This window comes from Flavitalea sp. (genome assembly GCF_035489435.1).
In the GTDB taxonomy this organism is placed as follows: Bacteria; Bacteroidota; Bacteroidia; order Chitinophagales; family Chitinophagaceae; genus DATHKG01.
The window spans coordinates 1-18,801 of record NZ_DATHKG010000171.1 but is presented as its reverse complement, the minus strand read 5'-3'; the positions used below and the strand labels follow the sequence as shown (position 1 = coordinate 18,801).

At 41.7% G+C, this 18,801-nt stretch carries 18 protein-coding genes; 3 read left to right on the top strand and 15 right to left on the bottom strand.

The annotated features are described in order from the left end of the window. The 3 genes from VK664_RS27335 to VK664_RS27325 all read right to left on the bottom strand — a co-directional run. The coding region (locus VK664_RS27335) for a gluzincin family metallopeptidase (RefSeq protein ID WP_461401908.1) at positions 1-652 on the bottom strand (652 nt) is incomplete at its 3' end. A 43-nt stretch (positions 653-695) separates the two neighbouring features. After that, a complete protein-coding gene (locus tag VK664_RS27330) occupies positions 696-2,009 on the bottom strand; it encodes a MutS-related protein (RefSeq protein WP_461401907.1) in 1,314 nt (437 codons plus the stop codon). 38 nt (positions 2,010-2,047) lie between these two features. Beyond that, a complete protein-coding gene (locus tag VK664_RS27325) occupies positions 2,048-3,388 on the bottom strand; it encodes a dihydroorotase (protein WP_461401906.1) in 1,341 nt (446 codons plus the stop codon). Between the two features lie 104 nt (positions 3,389-3,492). Here VK664_RS27325 and VK664_RS27320 point away from each other — a divergent pair, with 104 nt between their 5' ends. Beyond that, positions 3,493-5,193 carry a hypothetical protein gene (locus tag VK664_RS27320; protein ID WP_461401905.1) on the top strand — a complete coding sequence of 567 codons (1,701 nt, stop codon included), beginning with the start codon at positions 3,493-3,495 and terminating at the stop codon, positions 5,191-5,193. Between the two features lie 6 nt (positions 5,194-5,199). On the opposite strand, the gene porT is transcribed toward VK664_RS27320, so the two are convergent. Both porT and ubiE read right to left on the bottom strand, forming a co-directional pair. Further along, entirely contained in the window at positions 5,200-5,946 is a 747-nt protein-coding gene (gene porT / locus VK664_RS27315) for a type IX secretion/gliding motility protein PorT/SprT (protein WP_461401904.1), read from the bottom strand. Continuing rightward, entirely contained in the window at positions 5,910-6,662 is a 753-nt protein-coding gene (gene ubiE / locus VK664_RS27310) for a bifunctional demethylmenaquinone methyltransferase/2-methoxy-6-polyprenyl-1,4-benzoquinol methylase UbiE (RefSeq protein WP_461401903.1), read from the bottom strand. The genes porT and ubiE overlap by 37 nt, the downstream gene beginning before the upstream one ends. Before the next feature lie 45 nt (positions 6,663-6,707). Between ubiE and yihA the strand changes: the two genes are divergently transcribed. Next, entirely contained in the window at positions 6,708-7,373 is a 666-nt protein-coding gene (yihA, locus tag VK664_RS27305; RefSeq protein WP_461401902.1) for a ribosome biogenesis GTP-binding protein YihA/YsxC, read from the top strand. Here the strand turns inward: yihA and VK664_RS27300 are convergent, their stop codons facing one another. The 9 genes from VK664_RS27300 to VK664_RS27260 all read right to left on the bottom strand — a co-directional run bounded on the left by VK664_RS27300 (position 7,374) and on the right by VK664_RS27260 (position 16,077). Beyond that, positions 7,374-7,847, bottom strand: coding sequence for a ribonuclease H-like YkuK family protein (locus VK664_RS27300; protein WP_458926234.1), 474 nt, complete (start codon positions 7,845-7,847; stop codon positions 7,374-7,376). A gap of 112 nt (positions 7,848-7,959) precedes the next feature. Continuing rightward, positions 7,960-9,543, bottom strand: a complete 1,584-nt coding sequence (locus tag VK664_RS27295) for a zinc metalloprotease (RefSeq protein ID WP_461401901.1) — start codon at positions 9,541-9,543, stop codon at positions 7,960-7,962. A 10-nt stretch (positions 9,544-9,553) separates the two neighbouring features. Beyond that, a complete protein-coding gene (locus VK664_RS27290) occupies positions 9,554-10,057 on the bottom strand; it encodes a hypothetical protein (protein WP_461401900.1) in 504 nt (167 codons plus the stop codon). 274 nt (positions 10,058-10,331) lie between these two features. Beyond that, entirely contained in the window at positions 10,332-10,706 is a 375-nt protein-coding gene (locus VK664_RS27285; RefSeq protein WP_461401899.1) for a CoA-binding protein, read from the bottom strand. Positions 10,707-10,872: 166 nt separating this feature from the next. Further along, entirely contained in the window at positions 10,873-12,006 is a 1,134-nt protein-coding gene (locus VK664_RS27280; RefSeq protein ID WP_461401909.1) for an NAD(P)/FAD-dependent oxidoreductase, read from the bottom strand. Positions 12,007-12,021: 15 nt separating this feature from the next. After that, positions 12,022-12,729, bottom strand: coding sequence for a methyltransferase domain-containing protein (locus tag VK664_RS27275; RefSeq protein WP_461401898.1), 708 nt, complete (start codon positions 12,727-12,729; stop codon positions 12,022-12,024). Then, the gene (locus VK664_RS27270; protein WP_461401897.1) at positions 12,729-13,838 is read right to left on the bottom strand and encodes a type III polyketide synthase; all 1,110 of its coding nucleotides are present in this window, start codon (positions 13,836-13,838) and stop codon (positions 12,729-12,731) included. The genes VK664_RS27275 and VK664_RS27270 overlap by 1 nt, the downstream gene beginning before the upstream one ends. After that, positions 13,831-14,694: a UbiA family prenyltransferase gene (locus tag VK664_RS27265; RefSeq protein ID WP_461401896.1), complete on the bottom strand. Its 864-nt coding sequence runs from the start codon at positions 14,692-14,694 to the stop codon at positions 13,831-13,833. Before VK664_RS27265 ends, VK664_RS27270 begins: the two co-directional genes overlap by 8 nt. Before the next feature lie 81 nt (positions 14,695-14,775). Next, on the bottom strand, positions 14,776-16,077 hold the full coding sequence (locus tag VK664_RS27260) for a DEAD/DEAH box helicase (protein ID WP_461401895.1): 1,302 nt from the start codon (positions 16,075-16,077) through the stop codon (positions 14,776-14,778). Positions 16,078-16,541: 464 nt separating this feature from the next. On the opposite strand from VK664_RS27260, the gene VK664_RS27255 reads away from it, so the two are divergent. Continuing rightward, on the top strand, positions 16,542-16,859 hold the full coding sequence (locus tag VK664_RS27255; RefSeq protein ID WP_461401894.1) for a carboxypeptidase regulatory-like domain-containing protein: 318 nt from the start codon (positions 16,542-16,544) through the stop codon (positions 16,857-16,859). Positions 16,860-17,259: 400 nt separating this feature from the next. Here the strand turns inward: VK664_RS27255 and VK664_RS27250 are convergent. Continuing rightward, the coding region (locus VK664_RS27250; protein WP_461401893.1) for a pyruvate dehydrogenase complex dihydrolipoamide acetyltransferase at positions 17,260-18,801 on the bottom strand (1,542 nt) is incomplete at its 5' end.

Genomic DNA, 18,801 nt, shown 5'->3' with positions numbered 1-18,801 from the left:
TGCTGTCCAGGTGATTAACTGCAAAGTCAGCTATGCCAACGGCCATTACTTTGGTAGGAAGGTCAATGGCTTCTTTCCAGTGAGTAACTTTATTTTGTGCATCGATGTTCGTTTCCTCGATCAGGACGCCGTTCGCTATGACCTGGTAATGGGTTGGTGCGGTAACCTTAAATTCAACAGCGGCTTTATCAGCAGGATCATCTACCGAAACAAGCCAGTGTCTTGCACGATCCGGCCAGTTATCTGCAAAAAAGCTGCGTTTGCCGTATTTGGTTTTTGAAATAATCAGGCCATCCGCAGGAATACCGGAGTAGGATATTTTAATCGTTCTGAGTTCGCCAGATTGGCCCGGAGTTTCAATGGTTAGCCTGTTCCCGGCATGGGTAAAAACGAGAGGTTGTCCATTTGCAGTTACGGATGATATTTTCATTCCTTTGCCTCCGTTATTAATTGATGCAAGGTCCAGTGTAATTGAACTTATGGGCTTTAGTATTTTATAGTATATCGAGGCAGTGCATTTAATTGAATCATTTATGTCATTTACAACGACCTCAAACACGTAATGGTTTACATTTATTGACGCTCCTGATTTTTGACTATAGGATGATGAACAGACCCAGGTCAGCGTCAGGAATAAAATAAGTCTTGTCATAAATTTTATGCTTAAATGCAGCATGCTTAGAGTATTCAATCATCTACAAACTCTCCAACAACTCCACCACCTTTTCTCTCTTCAAAATCAAATAACCCAATCTGTCATTACTTACCCCGTCCTTCAGTTGATAACTAAAATACAACTGATCTTCCAGCACTTCGGTTTCAAAATACTTCATCGAAATATTTGGATATTGTTTCAGCTCTTCACCAATCTCATACAAATGTGTCGATAAAATGAAGATGGAACTTTTGATTTTGATCAGGCCCTTTACAACCGTTGATGAACATTTCATGGCATCCTGCACATTGGTACCTTTGAACAATTCATCAATTAATACCAGCCATTTACCCTTGTCCTTTATTTTTAGAATCGTTTTCCTGATGCGCTGCACTTCATTAAAGAAATAGCTTTCGCCTTTCACAATGTTATCGACTACGTTGATATTGCTTAAAAGTCCGTCAAACATCGTCAGCTTCATGCTGGCCGCAGGTACGCCCATACCAAGATGTGCGAGAAATACCGTGGTGCCGACGGCCTTGATAAAAGTGCTTTTGCCGGCCATATTAGCACCGGTCAGGAACAAGAAATTGGTTTCCTTGCTGAAATTCACATCATAGGGCACAGCACCCGGAACCAGGATATGAAACAATGCTTTTGCCTCAATCAGTGGTTGGGGCTGATCGATAAATTCTGGAAAATTGAGATGATGCACCTGCATAGCAGTAGCCATCGAAAACCATGCATCAAGCCGTCCATAAATACTGATCAATTCGAAGCTGAAATTTTTATATTTCTGGTGCAGATAACCTCCATAATGAACCGTTTCCTTCCAGCTTAGTCTCACCGAAGGATCACGGCCGGCCAGCTGCTGGATGATTGGCCGGCTGATGAGTTCGCGCGCTCTTTCAAGATATTGTTTCAGCGTTGGTGGCGCATCATCAGTATTAAGCAAGGCAATAAGTTGTTTCAGGCCGCGAAAAAAATCTGCAAAATGGGTTACAGAAAAACGGACCAAAGAAAAATCAGGTCCATGGAAAAGTTTGTATGTAGCAGCATCCACCAGGTTGCTGCCCGGAATGGAATCAATATTACTATCATAAAACCGGGCCATCACCATCACTGTACCATTGGAAATTCCGGTTGGCCAGTCTTTGATTTTTGAAAGTACCGACCTGATAATATCCTGGGTTTCCCGGATACTTTTAAGATCCTTGAATGGTTGTTTAAAGAACTTAAGCAGCCATTCCTTACCATCAACCGTACGGGTGAAATTCAATTTGTGGAATACGGAATACTCTTCTTCGTGCTGAAAAAGAGAAAGATCATTGTAAGTTATATTGTCTAATTCCATGCTTTCATATTATCAGAAATCGTTCCTTGTTATAATAGTTAGCGGTCGAAATTCAATCGCTGACCTTTCTGAGATTCATCCCAGCTTCCTTTTCCATACACCAGGTTGCCATTTACAAAAGTATGGGTGATAGCGGCCGCCAAAGTTTTCCCTTCAAACGGGCTCCAGCCACATTTATACAATATGTTATCTTTCTGAACAGTTGTTTTAGTATTTAAATCAGCAATCACAAGATCCGCCATATATCCTTCCCGGATATATCCACGATTTGAAATCTGGAAACAGGTCGCCACCGCATGACTCATTTTTTCAACAATTTTCTCGATAGATATCTTTCCAAGTGAAACATAGTTCAACATCATCAGAACGGAATGCTGAACCAATGGAAGACCAGCATGCGCATGTTCATAGCTGCCCGATTTTTCTTCAACGGTATGCGGTGCATGATCAGTGGCTATTACATCAAGGCGGTCATCAAGCAAGGCCTTCCATAGCGCTTCGCGGTTATGTGGTGCCTTTATTGCCGGGTTACATTTAATCTTGTTACCTAATAACGCATAATCATCGGCGCTGAAATGCAGGTGATGCACACAAACTTCTGCAGTGATTCTTTTTTCCTCCAGGGGCAGCATGTTCGAGAAAAGCTGCAGCTCCTTTTCAGTGCTTATATGAAGTATGTGTAGCCTTGAATTATTTTTCTTTGCAAACTGGATAGCAGTTAGTGAAGATTCAAAGCAAGCGTTTTCATCCCTTACCAGGGGATGATCAGCAGGCTCAAGCATTGGCTTTGAAGCCTTGATCCTTTCGAGGTTTGCTTTAATGATTTTTTCATCCTCGCAATGCGTTGCGATCAATACTTCTGAATCACGGAATAGCCTCTCCAGGCTAAGATAATTATCAACCAGCAATCCGCCGGTTGATGATCCCATAAAGATTTTAATACCGGCCACCCGATCCTTTTTTTCATTCGTCTTCAGTGCTTCTTCTGTATTATCATTAGAAGTACCCATAAAGAATGAATAATTCGCAAGCGATGTGTTCCGGGCAATCTCGTATTTCTGTTCCAACAGCTCCTGGGTAAACACCGGGGGCACCGTATTTGGCATCTCCATAAAAGAGGTAACTCCACCGGCAACCGCAGCTTTCGATTCAGAATAAATAGTTGCTTTATGTGTTAAGCCAGGTTCACGAAAATGCACCTGGTCGTCGATTGAGCCAGGAAGCAAATGCAATGCATCACCATCGATCTCTATAACCCGGTAAGGAACCTGTAATGCAGAACCGATTTTCTCTATTCGTTCATTTTTTATCAGTACATCGCCATGTACTGATTGGCCTTCGTTAACTATAGTGATATTCTTAATCAGGTAATTTTGCATAACTTGAAAATTATATGCCTGGCCCGGTACTGGCTCAGTATTTGAATGGTGACAGGTTCTGTACGATTACAATAGTATTCTAAATTAACTACGCTTAATAAAGTATGATGCAATTTATTTCAAAATCGCTTGCCTGTTTTGCTATTTTAATCTTACCACTAGTTACGCTTTCCCAATCTACCTATCTGCCTCAGGGGAACAAACATCAGCAGTTCCTGAACCGGATGGAAATAAAAATGCAACGCAATCCTGATTTCAATGTTACCACTGTTAAACCTTTGAGCCGCCACCTGGCTGTGATTGGTGTAGAAGCAGCGGATTCCCTTGAAAAAGCCGGGACCTTGCCCCTGTCCAACGTTGATAAATACAATCTCCGGAGCTTCCTCATGAACAATCCCGAATGGGTGACCGGCGACACTGCCGATTTTTACAGCAAGCGATCACTCTGGAACACATTTTATAAAACAAAGGCACATTTGCTGGAAGTAAATGAGAAAGACTTTTTCCTCGCGGTAAACCCTGTGTTCCAGGGACAAATTTCTTCCGAAAGCGACAACAACGGCGATGGGATATTTTTGAATTCAAAAGGAATAACACTTCGTGGATTAATTGCCAACCGCATTGGCTTCTCAGCTTATATCACCGACAACCAGGAAAGGGCACCGTCTTTTGTGCAGCAACGTGTGAACCAGTTCCTGGCAGTACCCGGGGCGGGCTTTTATAAGCCATTCAAAACTACCGCAACGGATTATATTGATGCCAGGGGTTCAATCAATTTTGGCGTTACCAAATACATAGATGTTCAGTTTGGCTACGATAAAAACTTTATCGGTAATGGATACAGGAGTTTATTCCTCAGTGATTTTGCAAACAACTACCTGTTCCTTAAACTGAATACACGCATCTGGAAAATAAATTATCAGAATCTTTTTATGGAACTCACCCCGCAGTTTAAAAATGCGGCGGGAACCTCCAATCTCCTGCTTGATAAGAAATATGCCGCAATGCATCACCTGAGCATCAACGTTACAAAATGGCTGAATGTCGGGTTGTTTGATGCGGTGATTTTTGGCCGGGAGAATCATTTTGAGTTTTCCTATCTCAATCCAATCATTTTTTTACGCGGTGCTGAACAGCAAAACGGATCATCAGATAATGCCATCCTTGGTTTTGATTTTAAAGCGAATGTTGCCAAACGTTTTCAATTTTACGGACAATTTATGCTGGATGAATTTTACCTTAAAGAGGTCAGGGCTGGTAATGGCTGGTGGGGTAATAAGTTCGGCATCCAGCTGGGATCTAAATACATAGATGCCTTTGGTGCAAAAAATCTTGATTTGCAGGGTGAAATAAATATAGTCCGGCCTTTCAGTTATTCCCATTCAGACTCTACTGCCAACTTCACTCATTATAATCAACCAATGACGCATCCCCTGGGAGCAAACTTCCTTGAGGCGATAGGTATTATCCGTTATCAACCGCATCCAAAATGGCAAACCTCGGCGAGACTGATTCTCTGGAGACAAGGAATTGATACGGGCAATAGCAACGTCGGGGTAAATATCTTTAAGATTAACACGACACGTTCAGGAGATTATGGTTATGATCTGCCAAGTGGTGAACCCACAAATGGAATCAATTTTCAATTCCTGGTTTCTTATGAAATCAAGGAGAATATTTTCTTTGAAGCTTCAGCATTGCTGAGAAGCCTGAAAACAACGAACGTCAATACGATTGATAATAACACTTCAGTGATTACTGCGGGAATCAGGATAAACATGTTCCGAAGGGAGTATGATTATTGATAATACTTATCCCTCAAAAATCAAAGAGAACAGTATCATCCTGGTATTCAACTTATCAATTGTATTGGAAAATTTAAGGTTCACATCACGGCTATGGCTATTCGAAAGGCCATGGCTGATTTTGATCTCGGGAGATAAAATAAATACCGGGAAATAGAAGTTGAAGCCGATTCCACCTTCAACTCCATAATCGTATTTTTTCAGTTTGACCAGGTCCTCTGCTTTACGGGCAGTTGAATTGGATGAAAGATCGTATTCGAATTTAGCACCACCAAACATATATACCCTGAAATTGCCGATGCGGTCGGATCTGAATTTCAGGTGCACAGGCAAGCCAAGCAGGATTGATTCCACCCTTTTTGTCATGACTGCAGTTTCTTCCTTTGTCGCGTCTGGGTTCGTTAAATTATACGTGAGATTTTTGTAAGAGAATAGTAACTGAGGGAAGATTGCCCGGATCTCAAACCTCGGTGACAGCCTGTAAGTATGTATCCCGGCCAGCCCGAAACCGCCGATGTTCTGCGGATCAACAACCATTACGCTATCGCTAGCCAGGAAGTTTGGATGATGGGTCACATTAAATCTCGAACTATTATATATCAAACCAATACCGAGATAATATTTTTTATCATCATGGTCCGGAAGATTCAGTTCATATGTCTGGGAAAACAGGTTCGAAGAAGTCATCAGCAGCAGGGCTGTGATAGCAAAAATGTTCAGTCTCGTCTTTTTGTTCCGCAATAAATAGTACATATTCCTAAGCTCAGGCTTTTTAAAGTGGTTTCTGTAAATCCAACTTGTTGTAAAATGTGTAGAAATGTTTCGCCTTCTGGAAATGCTTTAACGGATGAATGTAAATATTTATATGCCTCTTTGTTCTTCGATAACCACTTGCCTGCCTGTGGCGCAATCACGTTCATGTACATATTATACAATCCACTGAAAACGACTCGTTTAGGCTTTGAAAACTCAAGGATAACCATCTTGCCACCAGGCCGGAGGACCCGGTACATCTCACCAAGTCCTTTCTCGAGATTTTCAAAATTCCGTACTCCAAAGGCAACGGTTATGGCATCAAACGAATCCGGACCAGCTTTTATTGCCTCGCTGTCACCAGTCAATAACTCTATATGATTATTTAACAGCAGTTTCGCGACTTTTTTCCGGCCAATTTCAAGCATACCTTCGGAAATATCAATTCCCGTAATATGATCAGGTTTCAGGTATTTATAGCTCATTATGGCCATATCGCCGGTGCCGGTAGCAACATCAAGCATCTTTTTAACCCCCAGCGGTTTCAGTTCCCTAATTGCCCTCTTTCTCCAGAAGATATCGATGCCACCCGACAGAAACCGGTTGAGAAAATCGTATCTGAAAGCAATCTGGTCGAACATGCTTGCCACCTGTTCTTTTTTGCTTTTAGCCGAATTTTTAAATGGAACAACGGTATCGTGACTGTACTTCGCCATGGGCTGCAAAGTTAAGATGGATAAAGTTTATCTTGCGCCATTATTATGGTAATTAAATCAGCAGAGTATGTGATCAGCAGTCCCGAATTATCGGGATGCCCGCCACCGGATAAGCCGGAATATGCTTTTATAGGCAGATCTAATGTGGGAAAATCTTCACTGATCAACCTGCTTTGTGATAATCAAAAGCTGGCCAAAACTTCGGGTACTCCCGGTAAAACCCAGCTGATAAATCACTTCCTGATAAAATCAGTGGGCGATAAAGAAGCAAACAAACCAAATGTTGCCTGGCAGCCCTGGTACCTGGTGGATCTGCCAGGATATGGCTTTGCTAAAGTTTCTATAAACGCCCGTAACAGGTGGGAACAAATGATAGAACAATATCTCCGCAAGCGTGAGAACCTGATAAACATATTTGTACTGATTGATGCCCGTCACGAACCACAGAATGTGGATCTTGAATTTGTAAACAAATTGGGCAAATGGGAAGTTCCTTTTACGCTTGCCTTCACAAAAGCAGATAAGGAAACTCAGAAAGTTGTCAGTGCAAACATTAAAGGATTTTTAAATGAAATGCGTGGCACATGGCAGTTTCTGCCACAGCATTTTGTTACGAGTGCGGTTAAAAAGCAGGGTAGGGATAAGATCCTTCATTTTATTGAAGAATGCAATCTGAAAGTGAATGAAGAGGCTAAGGGCAAAGCTCAATAATCAGTTTACAACCTTGTTGGCACAACTGCTGCTTGCAAAAGCCTCAGGTTTTGCTTTAAAAGCAAAGCCCATACCCAGGATATAACCCATTGCTTCCTTTAATGCATCATTACTCTTGAAATGGGGATTGGTATTTATATCAGCATGCACTTCCATGTCTACATTATAGGTTGTAAACAATCCGCATAACTCATACGCGATTTCAATACTTTTCGCAACTTCAACAAGCATACGTTCCTTAATGCTGTAATTAAGCCTGGTCTTTTCATTGTGTATGAACATAAAGCCACCATGACCTTCGCGAAGAAAAACGATTACTGTTGCAAATTCTGTTTCTGCTCCCTTTACCTGTGAGTCGGTACCAATGCAGACTTTTAGATGGAATCCTTTTGCGGTTTCTCTTTTAATGGCATTTTCAACTGCTTCGATGATTGGGAGATCTATCGGGTCTCCGTTAAATTTTCTCCATAACATAAAACAATAGGTTTTCCGAATTTACCGAAAAACCTATTGAAAAAAAAATATGCCTGAAGATGTTTACAATATGGTAATAACGTAAACGCACATTTCAGATGTGCTTTCTGTGCTATTGTTTGATGAACTTATACACCGAAGCTTCGTTGCCATCCAGTAAACGTAGCAACAGCAGACCCTTGCTGGCTGAAGATATATCGACTGTGTTCGGCCCGTTTTTCAGTACACCCTTATTAACCAATCTGCCGGTTTCATCTATTAACTGGAAGTTATAATTGCCTTTGCTGACAATGTTTAAAGTGCCGGACACTATGTTTGACAGGATATCGATCTTTTTTCCCTGGGCAGTTTTCAGTGTCTCGCTGTTTGAATAATAGGCCCTTTCATCAGCAACCGTTATCACCTTTATGCGGTAGAAAGCCGGCGAATTGTCAAGCGGTTTCCAGGAGAAACTGCGTGATTCAGGGGATAACTCGGCAAGTGTTGAAAATCGCTTGCCGTCTTTTGAAATTTCCACGTTGATTTTCTTGACAGCTTCGTCTGCCCTGTAGGCCCAGTTCAAAACATGAAGTTCATTTTCAATTTTGCCGGTAAGATTAAGATGATGGATAGGTAATACACTGGCAATAAATCCGGCCAGTGCATAAGTGCCAACACTACCATAATCTGACAGGTTTTCATTTGCAACACCATCCACTACTATATAATAGGTTCCTGCATTAAGATTTGTATCCACGCCGGCATTCAAAAGCTCTGTGGGATTGTATTTACCAATAGTATCGGAAAAGGAACTAAGCAATCCCACTTTTATGTCAACATTTGCTCCACTGTTGCCAGCACCTACGTTTTGTGGTATCGCACTGATACGAAGGTTTGTCGGACTGATGAGGGTAAATTTAAATACATCCCTGTCGTCGTAATTGTTTATCATACCTGAGGCCTGGAAATCAAGGGCAGTAAGATTTATCTCACTGGCAGCAACATGCGAGTTGGCATGGTCGTCGATCCTTAATCCAAAACCGTTTGCCGGTCCGGCAATAATGTTTATGTCTTCCTGTAAAACGTTACATCCACGGGCATTGGAACCGGTGTGCCAGGTAGTCATATTACGGTTGTAACCAATCCCCATGATAGGCGCCCAGCCAATCTCACCAGTTCCCTGCCCGGGTGAATATTCGGCCGTCTTGGTACAGCTTGCATTATAAGTGCTTTGATGGTACAAACCCAGGGTGTGACCAGCCTCATGCGACACCGCTTCACCAATGTTTTTTGCGTCATAGCTAAGCGCATTGCTAAATACCCATGCAGGAGTGCCATCACCCCAGTTAAAAGATCTTGTATAAGAAGTTCCACCGGCACCAGGATACCAGCCATTAGTTTGGGTAACAATTATCCTTATGCGCTTGTTAAGCGGGGCAATGGCATACAAGGCTGAATCTGTGGTGATGTTAATGTTAAAAATCTTGTAATCTTCCGCAACCCTGGCAAATACTTCCCTGATCGCGTCCGGACTAAGGCCCGAAGGTTGCGCGTCAATGGGACCGTTGAAATTCCAACCGCTGCCATCCACATATTCTCCGTCAAAATCAATATAGATTGTGGCACTTGAATCTGAATAGCTGTTCAGTAATGGAACCTGGGCCAGCAGCGGCATAGTCAGAAGTCCTGTAAAGATTACTGAAAAGATCTTTTTCATAGATATGGATTTACAGACTGCCTGAACCTTCAACCATTCCTGGCAAAGGGCACTCAGTCATAACAAACTTTTGTAAGTCTTTGGTGATATAGAGACGATCATTTTGCTGCTCAATTACCAACACATCGCCATTACGCGGATTTAAAAAACGACCGATTATCTTTTCAGACTTGTCGGCATTCGTTATAAGAGATATGTTGAGTAGTGTACCAGGAAAATTAGAGGAAAGGACATTAACACTTAAAACGTTTGGATCCCTTTGAACCCTGGCAGCTACGGTGCCCCTGAAGGTTACGTTCCTTGTTAGTGAAAAGCTGATCTCATCGTTTATTGAAGCTGCAAACAATTGTCGCAAAGCTATAACGCTGCATTCAAATCTTTCAGGCAATCCTGAAAAGATCATCGGCTTTTCGGGGTTTAAAGATTTCACCGACGGTCCTGTTTGTGCTGAAAGCAGGAAGGGAACTGACTGTGAAATCAAAACCAGAAACAGGAGTTTCTGAATGGTTTTCATTGGAAAATAATTTTACAATAGGGTTTGGATTCGCTGTATCTGAATTGGATTTTTCAGGTTACAGTGGCTGGAGCGGATAACTCCAACATGTTATAAACGTGGATAGTGCTTTGATATTTTACACTTGTTTGATAAAAAATTGTTTAGAAGTTAAACAAAAAAACTCTTACAGTTACATAAAAAAGACCGTGTTTAAACGGTCCCGCAGTTCGGAAAACTGCAATTAATTGCCAGGTATTTATACGAGGTTTCTAATATTGTCCAGTACTTGATATCAATATTGTCCGGTACTTAACATCACCAACGTGCAGGCTTCGATTGGTTTTATACCTTTTAGTTCTGCCAGATCATATAACTCATCATTTTCGGCCCCGGGGTTAAATATGATTCTTTTAGGGTGAAGGCCAAATATATAATCATAATACTGTTTTTGATTTTGTGCACTCAGGTAGAGGGTTACTGTATCGACATCCGGGTACACCTCTTTCTCGATACCGATTGGAACATCGGCAACCACGGATTCCCTTTTACCAATTGCAACGACGGGATGACCATGTTTTCTAAGCCGGTTTATGGCAATAAAGCTATATCTCTGCGGGTTTTTGGAAGCTCCCAGAACCAATGTCTTTTTATGTTCGTTATTCGGCATACAATTTTTCTTATATAAACAAATTTGAGCGGGAACGGTTCAATTACCAAAAGTTGTTTAACCAAATGTTAATGCTAAAGCATCCCTGGTGCATTACAGCTGCTTGTTTAGTCATTAGTAATGCTGCTAAAGTAATGCCGCCATGTTATACTCAGCAATTCCTGTACTAATAAGGTGCTCCATGAGTCTGCCGGATAAGCAATCTCACGAGTTTCGGAAAAGGCTTTACACTTTTTATCAGCAGGTTGCTCAGCGTGGCGTTACCAAAAAAGCCCTGGATCAGCCTGCCGGCACCAAGCCTGTGAGAAAAATGTTTTTCCCATTGTTGGCTGTAATGGCTCTCCATTTCAAACCTATCGATCCGATTTCCGAGAAACAAATCGATTTCAGCAAAGGCAAGTTTGCCGGCATGAAGCGCCATACTCATGCCGTTGCCACATAATGGGGCAATCAATCCAGCTGCATCTCCAAGTAACAACACATGATTTTCAACCTGTGTTTTACGTGCGAATGAAATTCGTGAAATTGTGAGCGGCCTTTCATATAAAAAAGTTGCTTTTGTAAAAATATCTTTCAAAAAAGGATTTTTCATCAGTATAGTTCTTTCCATGTTACTGATGTCGTTTCCGGATTTTCTGAGATTACCAGCTTTGGTAAGATAACAAAGACAGGATTTGTCTCCTTCAATCCTCGATACGCCACAGTAGCCATTGTCGAAATTATGTAGTGCAATCTGATCTGCTGGTGAATCATACCTGATATGATATTTGACAGCAAGGAAATTACTTAACTGGCTATGATTATGCAGGGTGAAGTTTCGTTTCCACCTGATATCAATATTGCTTCTTTTGCCAAAACTTCCGGCTGATACTAAAGAATTGGTATTACCCCTGGTAGTTTCAATTTCAAATTTGTTATCCCTGAAATTGATATTAAGCACCTTGGTTTCCTGCATTACATGGACACCCTCTTTTACGGCAATTTTATAAAGGAGATCATCAATCAGGTAGCGGCTAATACCAAATCCCCCAAGCGGTAACCGGCTTTCAATGGCCCGGCCTTCTGGCGAACTGATGAGGAGGCGATTGATCATAGGAAGATTCATATCGCTAAGCGGAATTCCAAGATCCTCAAGGTAATTCCAGTTTTCGAAGCTGATATATTCACCGCAAACCTTATGAAAAGGATATCGTTCTTTCTCAAACAGCACGGTATTGTGCCCGGCTCTTGCTGATTGAATCGCAAGAGAAAGCCCGGCAAGCCCTCCACCTATTATAGCAACATCATATTCAGCAATCATAGTCACAGAAATATTTCAATTTACAATAACTATAAGCCATCTGAACGCCCATTTCCACTTTATAGAAAAATTATCAATTCCTGCCGAGCGCATCAACCTTAACCAGTCGCTTTTACTAAAACCGCGTAACACCGATAACGGAGCATCATTTTTCACAAGGTAGCTCCTGGAAAAAGCCATAGTCAACAAGCGTATGCTATAAAACGCAAATGGATGCCTGTGAAGATCATTGATAAAAAAGCCATCAATGCTGTTATTTTTTAGCCATAACAACTGATCAGTCATTTGCTCGTCGGTAAAATGATGACAGAACAATGATGAGAAGATAATATCAGGTTTCTGAATAAAATTAACTCTTTGATAGTCGCTGGTTATATAAGTTGTTTTTCCACCGGTCTTTGCAGGTTTTGTCGATGCAATACAGTTGGGGTTAATATCTATTCCAATAAATCTTGCTTTGATATTGCGGCCGCGGCACCATTCATAAATCACTGCAAGATTGTTCCCGTTACCACAGCCGATCTCACAGATAAGCCATTCGTGATCATCTGGCCGGTGCCTGGCATTCAATATTTGCCGGATTCCTTTACAGGTAATACTATGCCCGCCGAGCAGGTGGTTTACCATGTTTAACTCTTCCATATTCCGGAGTATATCCCTGAATGGAATATCGTCCTGGTCGAGTAGTTCTTTCTGGTAAGATCGTTTTGAAAAATCAGGCATTAATACGAAGCTACGAAGGTTTCCATCGTAAGACCAGGTCCGAAAGCAGCTCCGAAAACAGATTGGTTTTTGGAGGCGGTTTCAGGGTCGCCTTTTTGGCGCATTTCAGCAAGAATTTCTTTCAGCACAAAAAGGATAGTAGGAGAAGACATGTTCCCGAAGTTTTCCATGGTCTGATAACTGTATTTCAGGTCCTCTTTTGAAAGTTGAAGACATTTGCCCACGGCTTCAAGTATTCTCTTTCCACCCGGATGAATGCACCAGTTCATAATCTGGTCAGTTCTGAAGCCAGTTCTTTCCAAAGCCCTGTTAACAAGGGGTTCAAAGTCCTGTTCAATCAACTCGGGTATATAACCACTTAAGGTCATTAAAAAACCCCGGGATGAAATCTCCCAGGTCATATCTTTTTTACCTCTTGGAATAATTTCTGAATAAAAATGGTCAAGATGTAAACCGGGTGTTGGCGATTGATCGCTTGTAACAAGCACTGCTGCACTTCCATCCCCAAATAACAAAGAAGAGGCAACACTATCTATTCCCGAATCACGCTGAAAATGCAGGGTACATAGCTCGGTGCAAACAATCATCACATTCGCTGCCGGTGAAGCAATACAAATATCATTAGCCATTTTGAGTGCGTGAATGGCTGCATAACAACCCATAAAATTTACCGAAGTCCGGTAGATTGTTTTAGGCAGGTTCATCTGCTCCATGATCTGAAGATCAAGTCCGGGTGCACTCATTCCGGTACAGCTGACAGTAATAAGATGGGTGATCTTACCAGGTTCAAGATATCCTTCCAGGCAATTGGATATGGCATTTATTGAAACAGGTGCTGCATGCTCATCATACCATTTCATTCTTAATTCTATCGAAGGAAAAGGCTCAAGGTTTTCGCCATGCGGAAAAAATTTCCAATCCGGCAAGGTGCATGAGTAATCAGGTATTACAGAATAACGCGATTTTATGCCGGAATTATTATATAAGAATCTGAGTTTTCTTTTATCAACTTCTCCAAATGCATAGACCATTTGCATGAAGTTGAGTATTTCAGACTGCTCATGCTTATGCACCGGGTTTGCAGTTCCTATAGATAGTATTTTACTCAAAAAGTTTCCAAATTAACAAAGTGAAAAAAGCCAGATTTGTGCAAACGGAAGCGATAAGGTTCATTCGCATGGTATTCAAATAATCAGCTTTTCGAACGTCTTTCCAAACTTTAGCTGCCCAACTGAAGAAATATACGAGAACCGGAAGCATACAAGTTGCCAGGATGAAAAGTTTTTTTTGCTCATTGACCATATAAAAATATTGTGCCAATACAATCATCGCGCAAACATATATGATTGCAGTAAAGATAAAAGTTCCGCGATAACCGAGTTTGTAGCTAATTGTTCTTACACCATCTTTAAGGTCGGCCTGGTGTTGATATATCTGGGTTAGCGGATAAAACCCACCAATGAGCAGGCTGCTTGCCAGCAGAGCCAGCATTGGAATGTTCAGCGTTTTTGACTGGCTGCTCCCGTGATAAGTCATAAAAAAAACCATTGCCCCCTGGAAGGTGATGACAGTCAGGTAGCCGGCCACCGGATATTTTTTTAAACGGATGCCCCGGTAGCTATACGCTCTTGAAGCCAGTATATATGCAAGAAGACAGGCAGCAAACACAAGGCTGATGGTGAAGGCTGCGAGGATTGCCAGGCCATCCATGACAAGACTTACATGATAGAGTTGTTTTGTTGGCTGCATAGGTTTCAAAATGCCCCCAACACTATCCTCATCACGATCCATATATGAATTGTAACCATTGCTGGATGGATAAACCAGCAGGTGAAGAATTAAGAAAATTATTACAGCGTCCGAAATGTTGAGATCGGGAACTTCACCAATAGCGAAAAGATATACAGGCAATAAAAATAAAGAGAAGTGAATGCGAAGAAGCTGTATGGTCGATGCATGTATCAAAGCAATTCAAGTTATGGATTTCAACACAAAAAAGGTCAACCATTTTACCGGTTGACCTTATAAAAACAGAAATTATATCTATTAATTATTGTGTGATGAAAGCGTCTTACCAGGAGTAAATCTTCTTTGATCGTTTCCCTGGTCATTTCTTTGACTGCTTCTTTGATCATTCCTGCCTAGTGGGCGACGGCTTTGTTGAACCGGTGAAGGTCTTTGAAAAGAACGTTGTTGATGGGCCGCAGGAGCATTCATTGAAAACGGATGTTCAGCAATAACCGGGACGGTTTTTCCGATAAGCTTATTTATGTCCCGGAGGAATTCTCTTTCTTCTGCATCACAAAATGATATCGCAATGCCATTGGCACCGGCTCTACCGGTACGGCCTATGCGATGCACATATGTTTCTGGTATATTCGGAAGATCGAAATTAATGACATGTGAAAGATTATCAACATCTATTCCTCTTGCCGCGATATCAGTTGCTACCAACACACGGGTTTGACGGGTTTTAAAGTTGTGAAGTGCACGTTGCCTTGCATTCTGGCTTTTATTACCATGAATAGCTTCGGCAGTTATACCAGCTCTTGAAAGGTCTTTCTGTACTTTATCAGCGCCGTGTTTTGTACGGGTAAATACGAGAGCCGTTTCGATGGCCTGATCCTGCAACAAATGATTCAGCAGGGACTTCTTATCTCCCTTGCCAACATAATACAGTGATTGGGTAATTGTCTGGGCAGTAGAAGACACAGGAGTAACCTCAACCTTTGCAGGATTCGAAAGAATAGTGTCGGCTAATTTTTGTATTTCCGCAGGCATTGTCGCAGAGAAAAACAAGGTCTGACGTTTAGCAGGAATTTTTGTGATGATTCTTTTAACGTCATGCACAAAACCCATGTCAAGCATCCGATCAGCCTCGTCGAGTACGAATATTTCCAGGGAACGAAGATCTATAAAACCCTGGTTCATCAGGTCAAGTAAACGGCCAGGAGTCGCGACCAGTATATCAACACCTCTGCGCAATGCATTGGTCTGAGCATTCTGGGGCACACCGCCAAAAATAACGAGCTGACTTAAACCGGTATAGATTCCGTAATTGCGAAGACTTTCTTCGATCTGGATAGCCAGTTCCCTTGTGGGAGTTAGGATCAGTGCCCGGATCTTTTTCTGTAATGGGTTTACTGGTTTCGCGGCAGATAATAATTGCAGGATAGGCATTGCAAACGCAGCTGTTTTACCGGTACCGGTTTGTGCGCATCCCAATAAATCTCTGCCTTGTAATACGATTGGAATAGCTTGCTGCTGAATAGGTGTAGGATTAAGGTAACCCTCTTTTTTGACGGCCCTTAAAATAGGCTCGATCAAACTTAATTGGTCAAATAACAAATTAAAGAATTTAAATGCGTATCGTGCGCCACTAAGCTAAGCTTATGAACCACATGGCTGATACTTAAAAATGTGCTCGTGGTTAAAACGTTTATTAAACACCACCGCTTGCTAATCAAGTGCTTATCTGGTTTTGAGAGAGGAATAAACCGATAAGCCAACAGATAGAGAGGAAATGAGTTTTGCAAATCTAGGTCATTTTGGGGAATTATTCTGTTAAAAAAAGCGGATAAGGAGTTATGAGTTATGAGTGATGAGTGAGGAGTGAGTGATAAGTTAGAGAGTTATGAGTAATGATGGGTTTTACAATGGTTTCATAATTCATAACTCATAATTCATAATTCTTTTTGGCACAGTCCTTGAAACACTATATGAACCCAAAGCCCGGCCGCAAAACTTTTTCAATATTTGACGTGCGGGAAAAGTTCCGCCTTCACCTTAATTAATCACATAAAAATTTGATCATGAAAAGAATGAGATTAGGAGCTGCTGCGCTCAGTATAGCTGTTGCAGGATTATTTGCCTTTACAGGAATAGAGAATGGTTCAATAAAAGGAAAGGTGTCACCGGCAGAAGGCGCAAGCAGAGCATGGGCTTTATCAAGTTCAGATACTTTACAAACAGAAATTAAGGATGGTGCATATGAAATCAAGGATGCTAAAGCCGGCGTTTACCGGGTTATCATTGAGGCTAAACCACCATTTAAAAATGCAGCGAAAGATAATGTAGCCGTAACAGATGGCCAGGCAGCTGATGCAGGTGAAATTAAACTCTCGCAATAGAACATTAATTCTATAGGTATTTAACGGTACATTAATTCTATGGGTATTTATGAAATAGCGCCTTCACTATAATTGTGGAGGCGCTTTTTATTACCCAAACCTATAGATCTTTCTCCGTCAATCCTGGTATCACAATCTAAACTGGTATCACAATCTAAAACTGGCAACACAAAACTAAAAATGACCCGGAGGGGTCATTTAAGAATAAAAGCCCCCAACATGATGTTGAGGGCTTGTTAAAGCTGAACTATTTTTTTATAAACTCAAATACTTGTTCTGTGTCCAGACTACCCAGTTACTGAGATAACCGCTGTTAAACCAGCAGTCTCAAGGTAAAGATTGTTAAACAATCATTCTCAAGATAAAGATTGTTAAATAACCATTCTCAAGGCAAAGATCGTTAAACAAGCATTCTCAATGGTTCTTCCAATAATCCCTGGAGTGTCTGCAAAAATGCGGATCCGGTTGCTCCATCAACCACCCGGTGATCGCAACTCAGGGTCACCTTCATGATATTTCCTGGTACTACAGCACCATTTTTTACTATAGGAACCTGGCTGATAGCTCCAACCGCAAGTATACATGCATCAGGAGGATTGATAATAGCTGTGAACTCATCTATCCCAAACATACCCAGGTTGGAAATGGTAAAAGTATTTCCCTCCCAATCAGCTGGCTGAAGTTTTTTATCTTTTGCTTTTTGAGCAAAGTCTTTTACTTCTGCCCCAATTTGTGATAGTGACTTTGTATCAGCGAAACGAACAACAGGTACCAACAAACCTTCTTCGACAGCTACAGCAACACCGATATTTATATGGTGGTTATACCTGATCTTATCACCCAGCCAGCTACTGTTAACCTTAGGATGTTGTTTCAAAGCAACGGCACATGCTTTCAGCACCATATCATTGAATGAAATCTTAACTTTTGCAACTTCATTTATCTTCTTCCTGCTTTCAACAGCAGCGTCCATATTGATAGACATAGTCAGGTAAAAATGCGGTGCTGAGAATTTGCTTTCAGCAAGTCTCTTTGCTATAATCTTACGCATTTGAGAAACAGGAACCTCGTCAAAACTAACCTGGCCGGCTGGTGCGGAAGCAACTTGTTTACCTGATGGAGCAGCAACTGCTGTTTCTTTAGGAGCTGGCTGAGCGCCAGGTTTAAAGTTATCGATGTCTGCTTTTATAATTCTTCCGTTATCACCGCTACCTGAAACAGCAGTGATATCAATACCTTTTTCTGCAGCGAGCTTTTTAGCCAGGGGAGATGCCTTAACCCTTCCATTTTCCACTGATGGATTCGGAGAAGTTGCCTGGCCAGCTGAAGCAGTTGCAGTTGATGCTGATCCTGTTTGCCCGGCATCAGCTTTTGGAGTATCGGCTGTTTGCTGTTGCGCTGCACCTTCACCCGCTGAAGCTGTTCCACCTTTTGCAGCAGCAACAATTTTATTGATATCTACCTTTCCTTCTTCCCCGATAATACAAAGCAATGAATTTACAGGAACCTTATCTCCTTTTTCAGCACCGATATATAATAATTTCCCGGCTTTATAACTTTCAAGTTCCATGGTAGCCTTGTCGGTTTCAACATCTGCCAGTAAGTCTCCTTTCTTCACATCATCACCGACTTTTTTATGCCATTCGGCAATTACTCCTTCGGTCATTGTATCGCTTAGCCTTGGCATAAGGATCACTTCCTGCATCGTGGAAAGGTCGAGTTTTTCTCCCCCGGACGGTGCCAGGGCTGCTTTTTGTTCTGCTGTTGCAGTGGCTGGTTCGGCCGGTTTTTCCTCCGTCTTTTTCGGTTCTTCCTTTGATTCAGGTTTAGCGCCGTTTGATGTTTTACCACCTCCCAGGAGCGATTGAATGTCCTCGCCTGGCGCACCAATGATCGCAAGCAGATCGTTTACCTGTAATTTGTTGCCTTTATCAGCTCCGAT